Source organism: Candidatus Krumholzibacteriia bacterium (assembly GCA_035268685.1).
In the GTDB taxonomy this organism is placed as follows: Bacteria; Krumholzibacteriota; Krumholzibacteriia; order JAJRXK01; family JAJRXK01; genus JAJRXK01.
Map to the genome: position 1 here is coordinate 40,406 of DATFKK010000158.1, position 9,850 is coordinate 50,255.

The following is a 9,850-nucleotide window of genomic DNA, read 5'->3' on the forward strand; positions in this document are numbered from 1 at the left end:
GCGCTCAGCGCCCGCGGCCTAAGTGGCGGGGAACCAGCTCTCGACCTGGTCGAGCGCCGCCTCGAGGCTGCACGCCACGGCATCGGCGCCCCACGCAACGGGCAGGTCGGCGTCCTGGGCACATGCCGAGCCGGCCACGAGGATCCGGACGTCGCCTCCGGCCTCGGCCCGCAATGCACGCACCGTCCGCTCGAGCGCCGAGAGCTGGATCGAAAGTGTGGCCGAGACCACCAGCACATCCGGCTCGAAGGCCACGCGCGCACCCACCATGTCCTCGGCCGGCACGTCGGCACCGAGATCGACGGCATTCCAGCCCTGCTCCTCGAGCAGTGCCGACAATGCCTGCCCACCGACGTCGTGGGTGTCGCCCTCCACGGCGGCCGTCATCACGGTGAGGCCCCGTGGGGGCGCGACCGTGTTCGCGTGGGACAGCGCGGCGATCGCACGCTTGGTGGTCGACGTCACGAGGTGCTCCTCGGCGATGTTGCTGTCGCCCAGATGCCAGAGCCGCCCGATCTCGCGCTGCGCGGGCACGAGCACGTCGAGGATGCAGCTCCGCAGGGGGAGCTCCTCCTCGCGCTGGACCTGCAACAGCTCGTCGACCGCCCGACGGCACCGGCCCTCGAGCACCGACAACAGATAGAGCATGGCTCGACGTCCGTTCGCCGACTCAGGGTCGACCTCGCGTTCGTCGATCTCGATGGGCCGCTCGAAGTCGGCGACGGCCTGGTCGACCGTTTCGAGCACGCCCTGCCGACCGTGGGGCGGCAGTTCCTCGGCCAGGACCTCGCGCAGGCACTGCAGCGCATCGCGCAGCTGCGACTCGGACACGCTCCGCGCCTGGTAGGCCCGGCGCGACCATCGGACGCGCTCGACGAAAAGGTTCGGGCGCCCGAGGGCCACGGCCGTCTGCAGTTCGAGCATGCGCTGGACGAGGTGGGCGCGCCACGAGGCGCGGGCCTCGTCGCCTTCGGCCCTCAGGTCGGGGCGGCGCTCCAGGAGTGCGGTGGTGGCCAGAGCTGCGTAGCCGCGGGCCCCGCTCTCGAGAACCTGGGCCGAGAATCGTTCGGACTGCGCCATGTCGTCCCCTCCTGACGCGAGGCGCCCGGCGGGCCGGCGTCGGTTCGGAAGCCGTCGACCAGCTTCCCGAGCCACCGGCCCGGTGTCAACCACTGGAGGATTCGACCTCGGGACCCGAAATGATGCAGCCCGCCGTTGCGATTCTGCGATGTGCAACGAATCCGAGTGCGTCAGCCGTGCGTCCCGACCGGCTCGCCTTCCTGGGGATCGGGCGTCGCAGCCACCTCGTCGGACGTCTCGGCGTCGTCCTTTCGCTCGCCGTAGCGGGCGTCGAGCGCTGCGGCCAGGCGGTTCACGTCGTCGGCCACGTCCTCGAGGGCGTCGCCGGGACGGAAGCGCAGCCGCGGCGAGAAGTCGCCCCGCGCGATCTGCTGCAGGGCCGTCCGCAACCGCGGGATCGGGCCCACGATCGAGTTCGAGAAGAACAGGCCCATGACGTAGCTGACGAGGGCCACCACGACCGAGATGCCCAGCATGGACGGCAGGAGCGCGTTCCACAGGTTCATCTCGGTGAAATCGGCGAGCGTGCCGGCTTCCCGCGCGATCGCGTCGACACGCATCTGCAGGATCCCCTGGTACAGGATGCCGACGTTGAACTGGAAGATCACCAGCAGAATGGCGAACTGCACCTGGTAGCGCCGGTTCACCACGAAGCGACGGCGCGGGCGATGGGTCTTCGAGCTCCGATGCTCGCTCATGGCAACCGTCCCCGGTGGATGGGCCCCCTCGATTCCGGCGCCGGGCGTGGCGGCCGCATCGAGGACGGGCGACGTCGCCGGCCTTCGAGCAAGCTCTCTGCCATTCGCCGAGGCCGGCGGCGATCCGCCGAACCACGCGCCACGATGCGGCGCGAACGGAAACGGGCGGCCCCGACCGGGACCGCCCGCACTCCACGTGGAATCGTCGACCGCGATCAGGCTTCGTCGAGCCGGCGGCGCAGGGCCTCGAGCTCGTCGCGGAGCCCCTGAGGCAGCTTGTCGCCGAACTTGGACAGATGCTCGTCGATCAGCGGCAGCTCCTGCTTCCAGCCGTCGACGTCGACCTCGAGCAGTTCCTCGAGCTTGGACCGGTCGAGATCCAGCCCCTCGGTGTTCAGGGCGTCGGCGGTGGGGAGGCGGCCGATCGGTGTCTCGACGGCCTCGGCCTCCTCGTCGCAGCGACCGAACACCCATTCGAGCACGCGGCTGTTCTCACCGAAGCCCGGCCAGATGAACTTGCCCTGATCGTCCTTGCGGAACCAGTTCACGTAGAAGATCCGGGGCATCTTCGCGCCCTCGCGGCTGCCGACCTTCAACCAGTGGGCGAAATAGTCGCCCATGTGGTAGCCGCAGAAGGGCAGCATGGCCATCGGATCGCGGCGCAGCTCGCCGATCGTGCCGGCGGCGGCGGCGGTCTTCTCGCTGGCCATGATCGATCCGAGGAAGGTGCCGTGCTGCCAGTCGAAGGCCTCGGTGACCAGGGGCACGGTGGTCGCGCGGCGGCCGCCGAAGAGGATCGCGCTGATGGGCACGCCCTTCGGATCCTCCCACTCGTCGGCGATCACCGGGCACTGCCGCGCCGGCGCGGTGAAGCGCGCGTTCGGGTGCGCGGCGGTGCGATCGCTCGCGGGAGTCCACGGACGACGGATCCAGTCGGTGAGCTCGGCCGGTTCCGTGTCGGTCATGCCCTCCCACCAGATGTCGTGGTCCCTGGTCAGGGCCACGTTGGTGAAGACGCAGTTTCCGTGCAGCGTCTTCATGGCGTTCAGGTTGCTCTTCTCGCTCGTCCCCGGAGCCACACCGAAGAAGCCGGCCTCGGGATTGATCGCGTAGAGCTGGCCATCGTCGCCGAACTTCATCCACGCGATGTCGTCACCGACGGTCTCGGCCTTCCAGCCGGGAATGGTGGGCACGAGCATGGCCAGGTTGGTCTTCCCGCAGGCACTGGGGAAGGCTCCGGCCACGTACTTCACCTGTCCCTCGGGATTGGTGAGCTTGAGGATCAGCATGTGCTCGGCGAGCCAGCCCTCGTCGCGGGCCTGCACCGAGGCGATGCGCAGCGCGTGGCATTTCTTCCCCAGCAGCGCGTTGCCCCCGTAGCCACTGCCGTAGCTCCAGATCTCGCGCGTCTCGGGGTAGTGGGTGATGTACTTGTTCTCGCCGTCGCACGGCCAGGGCTGGTCGGGCTTCTTCGGAGCGTCGAGCGGATAGCCGACCGAGTGCACGCCGCGCACGAAGTCGTCGCTGTCGCCGAGCACCTCCAGCACCTGCGTTCCGACGCGGGTCATGATGTGCATGTTGGCGACCACGTAGGGCGAGTCGGTGACCATGACCCCGATCTTCGCGATGGGCGAACCCACCGGACCCATCGAGTAGGGGATCACGTACATCTCACGACCGGCCATGCAGCCGTCGTAGTGGCCACGCAGGATCTCCTTCATCTCGGCCGGCGACTTCCAGTTGTTGGTGGGTCCGGCGTCGCTCTCGTCCTCGGCGCAGATGAAGGTGCGGTCCTCGACCCGGGCCACGTCGGCCGGATCGCTGCGCACGTACAGACTGTTGGGGCGGTTCTCCGGGCTCAACCACATGGCCGTTCCCGCGTCGACCATGGCCTGGGCCATCTGCTGGTACTCTTCGGGACTGCCGTCGCACCAGCGCACCGAATCGGGACCGAGCATGCCCCGCATCTCCTCGATCCAGTCGAGCAGCTTCTGATTCGTGGTGGCCGCCGGTGCGGTCTGCGTGTCCGCCATGGGTTCTTCCCCTCGAGATCGCAGGGTGTCCGGCGCTCGTGGTGAGGCGCCGATTCGGCAACGCTATCAACACCTTGCACGTTTGGCAAAGCAGTGCCCCCTACGATGGACGAACGCGCCCCGCGTCTCTACCCTGGTTGCATTCCATTTCCGTGAGGCCGGTCGATCATGCGCTTTTCGCTCGCCCTGCTGGGCGCTCTGGTCCTGTTCCTGTCCGCCTGCGAACGTCCGGAGCCCGGACCGGCCGCCAAACCCGTCCACCAGTCGAGGGCGAAGGTCCAGTTCGACGAGACGGCCTTCGGTGACGCGCTCGACGAGATCGCGGCCTGGCACGATTCCGTGGGGACGGGATGGTCCGCCCCGGCCGGGATGGAGCGCGCGGCCGTGGAGGTGCTGTTCGAAGAGCTGCCGTTCACCGTGAACGACGAACTCGCACTGCTGTGGCAACGATGGGGCGATCCGCACGGCGACCGACCCTTCGTCCTCGACTACCGCCTCCTGTCGGCCGACCAGGCCCGCGCGCGCTACGACGCACTGCGGTCCGACACGACCGTCCCCTGGCGGCCCAACTGGATCCCGGTGCTCGCGGCCGGCGACCGTTGGCTGCTGGTGGAGAGCTCGCGCAGCGGCGCGCCCGCCGGTCCCGTGGTGGCCTACCGACCCGGCGAATCGCCCGTCGTGGCATTCGCGAACCTGACGCGGCTCAGCCGGACCGTGGCCGAGGCATTGGAGGCGGCCCGTTGGACCGGCGGCCACATGGCCGTGGACGAAGTGACGCTGCGCCGGGCCCACGCGGAGCACAACCCCGACCTCACCCTGCCCGACCACGTGGTCGGGGTGCAATGAGCGACGCCTTCGACGCCCTGCTCTCCCGACCGATCGACCGGGACTTCACGCCCGACGAGGCCGCGCGCGCTCTCGCCGAACTGGAACGCGCTACACGGACCGACCCGACGCGGACCGAACTGGACACCGCACTGGACCGCACCGCGCATCCCCGATTCCTCGAGGCGCTCGATGCGTCCCAGCGCGCCCAGTGGAGCCAGTGGGCGCTCACGACGATCCGGGGCCGGAACCATCGCCTGGACGACCTGCTGCGCTGGCGTGCGGTCGAGCGTCCGGACCATCCCCTCTTCGCGGACCGCGGCGACCTCGACACCACGGGCTGGAGCTACGCGGCCGTGCGCCGGCGGGTCCGCTCGCTGGCCGCAGCGCTGTGGGGCGTCGACACGCCCGCCGGCCGTGCACCGCGGATCGTCCTCTGGACGGCGAACGGCATCGAGGGAGCCTGCGCGGACCTCGCCTGTCTCACCGGCGATCTCTTCGCGATCCCGCTGGGTGTTCACCTGTCCAACGAAGAACTGGGCTGGATCTGCGACCGGCTGGACGTCGACGCGGTCCTCACCGACACCGACGAACGCGTGCGACGGGCCCAGCAGGTCGGAACCGATGCACGACGCGTCTTCGAGGTCTTCGCCCTGGAACCGGGAACGGCTGTCGAGCGCGGCGACGTTCCGCTGCTCACCGAGCGCGCCGCCGACCTCGGAACCGACGACGTCGACGCGGTGCTCTCGCGGCGGCGCCGCTTCGGGATCGACGAACCCTGCACCGCCATGTTCACGTCGGGCAGTACCGGCCGCCCGAAGGGCGTGCTGTTCACGCCCTTCCACCTGATCTCGAAGCGCTACTGCCGGGGCGCGGCCCTGCCCTCGGTCGGCCGCGACGAGACCCTGCTCTGCTACCTCCCGCTGTTCCACACCTTCGGGCGCTACCTCGAGATGCTCGGGACGATCTACTGGAGGGGAACCTACGTCTTCGCGGGCAACCCGTCGTTCGAGACCCTGCTCGCGGCGTTGCCGGAGGTCAGGCCCACCGGACTGGTGTCGATCCCGCAGCGGTGGCAGCAGATCCGCGACGCCTTCGAACAGCGCGCGGAGACGGGCACGGTGCAGTCCCTGGGCGAGGTCACGGGCGACCGGTTGCGCTGGGGCCTGAGCGCGGCCGGCCACCTGGACCCGCGGACCTTCCGCTTCTTCCATCGGCACGGAGTGGACCTCTGCAGTGGATTCGGCATGACCGAGGCCACCGGCGGCATCACCATGAGTCCCCCCGGCGACTACGTCGAGGAGACCGTGGGACGCCCCCTGCCCGGGATCGAAGTCCGGCTCGACGACCGGGGCGAGATGCTGATCCGCGGCGCCTACGTGGCCCGCTACCTGGCCGAGGACGGACACGACCTCGAGGCCGAACCCCTCGAGCGCGACGACGAAGGTGACGAGTGGCTGCGCACCGGCGACGTGTTCCGCGAACTCGGCCGTGGTCATCTGCAGATCGTCGACCGCGTGAAGGACATCTACAAGAACAGCCGCGGACAGACCGTGGCTCCGCGTCGCGTCGAGGACCAGTTCACCGAGGTCGCGGGAATCCGCCGCGTGTTCCTCGTGGGCGACCACCGTCCGTGGAACACGCTGCTCGTCGTGCCCGACCGCGAAGACCCCGTCCTGCGCGACGCTCCCGACGAGCACAGCCGTCACGAGTACTTCGGACACGTCATCGCCGCCGCGAACCGCCGGCTCGCCCCTTTCGAACGCGTGGTCACCTACGCCCTGCTCGATCGCGATTTCTCCACCGAACAGGGCGAACTGACGCCCAAGGGAAGCTATCGACGGAAGACGATCACCGAGAACTTCGCCGCGACCATCGAACACCTGTATCGCGAGCCGTATGTGGAGCGCCGTGTGGCGGGTCTGCGCCTGCGCCTTCCGCAGTGGCTGGTGCGCGATCTGGGCGGCCTCGAGGACGACATCGTGACGTCGGAGCAAGCGCTGGTCGACCGTCGTCGAGGCGTGGTGCTCACGGTGCGACCCCAGGCCGACGGTCGGGTCCGGATCGGTGACCTGGCCTACCGTCTGAACGGCGATCTCGTGGACCTCGGACGTCTGTCGCGCCAGCCGGACCTGTGGCTGGGCAATCCGAACCTGCTGGAGTTCGTCCCGGGCAAGGACGGATGGGACGTTCCGCTCGGTGGGTTCGAGGACGACGTGGCGCTTCCGGCCGACCACCGACCCGTCGAACACTTCCGACCCCGACCCTCGACCGCCGAGGTCGACGAGGTGCTCGCCACCGCCAACGGCTTGGTGCAGACGGTATTGTTCGCGACCACGACGGCCGCCGTCGACGCGCTCGAGCGGCTCGCCGCCCTTCTGGGCCGCAGCGACCTGCGGCTCGATCACGCCCTGCGGCAGCGCCTGACGTCGCTCGCGACGCACGACGACGAGACACTGCGCTGCGAGGCCTATCGCGTGCTCCTGCTGGACGAACCCACGGCGCGCTACAACGAGGCCTTCGGTCCGTTCATCGCCTCGGGCCGACCGTTCCTGAACCACGCCACCATCCGCCGCATCGCCGCCGAACGCTTCGGCTCGCGGCGTCTCGAAGCCCTGCGCCAGCGCCTGGCCACGTACCGCGAGAGCGGGGACTGGCCCGCCGGCGAGAAGGTCCGCAAGCAGTTCCTGGACGTCCTGCGCCTGCTCGCCGACTTCGCCCGACACGATGACGAATTCTACCATCCGGTGCGCTGCGAGCTCGCGAGTTGGGCGGTACACGATGCCGACCCCGCCCTGGCCAGCCGGGCGAGCGCGATGCTCGACGACCTGGTCCACGACTACGAGACCCGGCTGAACCAACGCTTCGCCGATCGGCAGCCGCTGACCGACCACGAGGTCGTCTTCGACGACGACATCGAAGCACCGGCACGCCGGCGGCAGTGGGAGCTGGTGTCCGCCCCGAGCTTCCTGGTGCAGTCGATCCAGCTCGCCTTCAACGAGCCGGACTTCGACCCCGGCGACATCGCGCCCGGCGGACTGTGGATCAGCAGTGCCGGCCCGCGCGCGGGAGCCGAAGGCTATTTCCGCTGGAGCGTACGCACCCGCAGCGGCCGCCACTACCAGCTGCTGATCGTGGCTCGTCGGGATCTGGCAGTGGCGCACGTCCTCGAGACGAACTACCGCATGCTGGCCATCGGCGGGCACCCCTTCGGCGAACGCGTCCTCGCGCGCTTCGGCTGCTCGCGGCCCGAACTCGGAGCCATGTCCCTGGAGTACGTCGACGATCCGACGGTCGAGGAACAGATCCGCCGCGCCGTGGGAGCCTCGCGATCCGGCGGCGAACTGCCGCAACGCCTCGACTGGCGCCGGATCTACGTGCGGGGCATGGGTGCGGTGATCGCCGCGTGGAACCGGAGCGGCCGCAGGCTGGTCCCGGGGGTCGCCCGGCCCAGCAACGTGGTGGTGCCGGTGAACGACTTCCGCGAAGGGGCCCGCGTGCTGTCCCTGGCCGGCTGGGCGGCGTCGGACCGTCCGGCCGACCTGTTGCGTTCACTGTGGACCGGCTTCCATCCGCGGGTCGTGGCCCAGTACCCCGAGTGCGACGCGTGGATCGAACCGCAGTGGCTGGTCGAGGCCCTGGTCGAAGTCCTCGGAGCCAGCGGGACGCGAACGCTGCTCGAGCAGGCCGACGACCCGGACCTGCCGGGCGACCTGCGCTCGATCCTCGACGAAGCGCTCGCGCGCGGAATCGTGGATCACCATGTCCCACTGACCGTCGACCTCGCCGTGGCCCGCTTCGACCGTTGGACCGCCATCAACCCTGCCGCGACCACCGACGCCCAGGTCGATCAGATCGAGGCGCTGGTCCGCCTCTACCACCTCGATCGCCACGGGGAACGCACGCGGGCGCATCTCTTCCGCCGCACGTGCTTCGCGCACCTCACCGGCGTCGCCGCCCGGATCTTCGACGATCTGCTCGAGGCCCTCCGCGTACGCCCCGACACCTCGATCACCCGTCGCGTGGAGCTGTCCGAGCTCTTGTCGCTGCTCGACGACGATCATCGTCGCGCGGTGAGCCGCATGGTCTTCCCGACCCGCCGCGACGCCGGCCCCGTCGACGTCCTGAAGTTCGGTGAGCCGGGGCACGAGCGGGTCACCGTGCGGACGCGGATCGCCGACCGCGCCGGGTCGACCTACGACGTGCGCGAACCGATGGGCGCCGAGGAGGTCGGGCAGGTCTACCGGCTGTTCTACCGTGAACACTTCGCCCGCGCGGCGAGTGAGGCCGATCGATTCCTCGTGGTCCTCGATGACGACGAACGCGTCGTGGCCGCACTCATCTACCGCGAGGAGAGTCCGGAGGTCGCCCACGTGGACGGTCTGGTCGTGCGATCGTCCCTGCAGGGGCACGGACTGGCGAGCGGACTGCTCGAGGACTTCTGCGTGCGGGCGGCCGGACACGGGCACGGGGTCGTCAAGACCTCGTTCGTGATGCGGGAATTCTGTGAGAAGCGCGGATTCCGGGCCGATCGGCGCTGGGGTGGTCTGGTACGCTTCGTGGACGCTTGAAGCGGTCCCTGGCCCTCTCCCAGGACCGTGGAGTGATCACGCTTCCGCGGTCCGACCACACAGAAGCGCAGTTGCCCCCTCGGCTGGCGGAGCGTTTGCTGGTGGTCATCGATGGAGAGTCCCATCCGCGCCCCCGGCCCGAAGACCCCCCGGAGAGCCCTTTCCATGCGCACGAACGGTCTGCCCGCCCGTCCCGTCCGTTTCTCGCCGGCCCCGTCCGCCGGCGACGGAGGATCTGCACACGACTCGCAGATCATCGCATTGCACGACTGGAACCCGTCGGCCACGGCCTCGGCCCGCCTGCAAGCGGTCGAACCCGTGCCGGTCGACGCGCCCGACGACCTCGTCTACGAGATCGACGCCCGCGGTCGTCTGGTGGCCGTCTCCGACCAGTGGGACGCCTTCGCCCTGGCGAACGGCGCCCCGGAGCTTCGCGCGAACCGCGTGATCGGCCGTCCCTTCTGGAGCTTCTTCGACGACTGCGACGGCCTGGTCGAAGAACACCGCGCCATGCTCGATCGCTGCCGCGCCCGCGATCAGCGGGGGACCTTCCTCCTACGCTGTGACGCGCCGAACGAGCGTCGCATGTTGCGCATGTGGGTCGAACCGGTCGGAGAGGGCCGGTTCCGGTTCACGAGCCGGA

At 69.6% G+C, this 9,850-nt stretch carries 6 protein-coding genes; 3 read left to right on the plus strand and 3 right to left on the minus strand.

Going from position 1 to position 9,850, the window contains the following annotated elements; translation table 11 throughout:
* Window positions 1-18 precede the first annotated feature (18 nt).
* From VKA86_14975 to VKA86_14985, 3 genes are all read right to left on the minus strand, one after another.
* The gene (locus VKA86_14975; protein ID HKK72511.1) at window positions 19-1,080 is read right to left on the minus strand and encodes a cobalamin-dependent protein; all 1,062 of its coding nucleotides are present in this window, start codon (window positions 1,078-1,080) and stop codon (window positions 19-21) included.
* Between the two features lie 170 nt (window positions 1,081-1,250).
* On the minus strand, window positions 1,251-1,778 hold the full coding sequence (locus VKA86_14980) for a HAMP domain-containing protein (GenBank protein HKK72512.1): 528 nt from the start codon (window positions 1,776-1,778) through the stop codon (window positions 1,251-1,253).
* A gap of 215 nt (window positions 1,779-1,993) precedes the next feature.
* Window positions 1,994-3,811, minus strand: coding sequence for a phosphoenolpyruvate carboxykinase (GTP) (locus VKA86_14985; GenBank protein ID HKK72513.1), 1,818 nt, complete (start codon window positions 3,809-3,811; stop codon window positions 1,994-1,996).
* Between the two features lie 168 nt (window positions 3,812-3,979).
* On the opposite strand from VKA86_14985, the gene VKA86_14990 reads away from it, so the two are divergent.
* From VKA86_14990 to VKA86_15000, 3 genes are all read left to right on the plus strand, one after another.
* Window positions 3,980-4,657: a hypothetical protein gene (locus tag VKA86_14990; GenBank protein ID HKK72514.1), complete on the plus strand. Its 678-nt coding sequence runs from the start codon at window positions 3,980-3,982 to the stop codon at window positions 4,655-4,657.
* Window positions 4,654-9,207: a GNAT family N-acetyltransferase gene (locus VKA86_14995; GenBank protein HKK72515.1), complete on the plus strand. Its 4,554-nt coding sequence runs from the start codon at window positions 4,654-4,656 to the stop codon at window positions 9,205-9,207. Before VKA86_14990 ends, VKA86_14995 begins: the two co-directional genes overlap by 4 nt.
* A 165-nt stretch (window positions 9,208-9,372) precedes the next feature.
* A partial coding sequence (locus tag VKA86_15000) for a hypothetical protein (protein HKK72516.1) occupies window positions 9,373-9,850 on the plus strand: 478 nt, incomplete at its 3' end.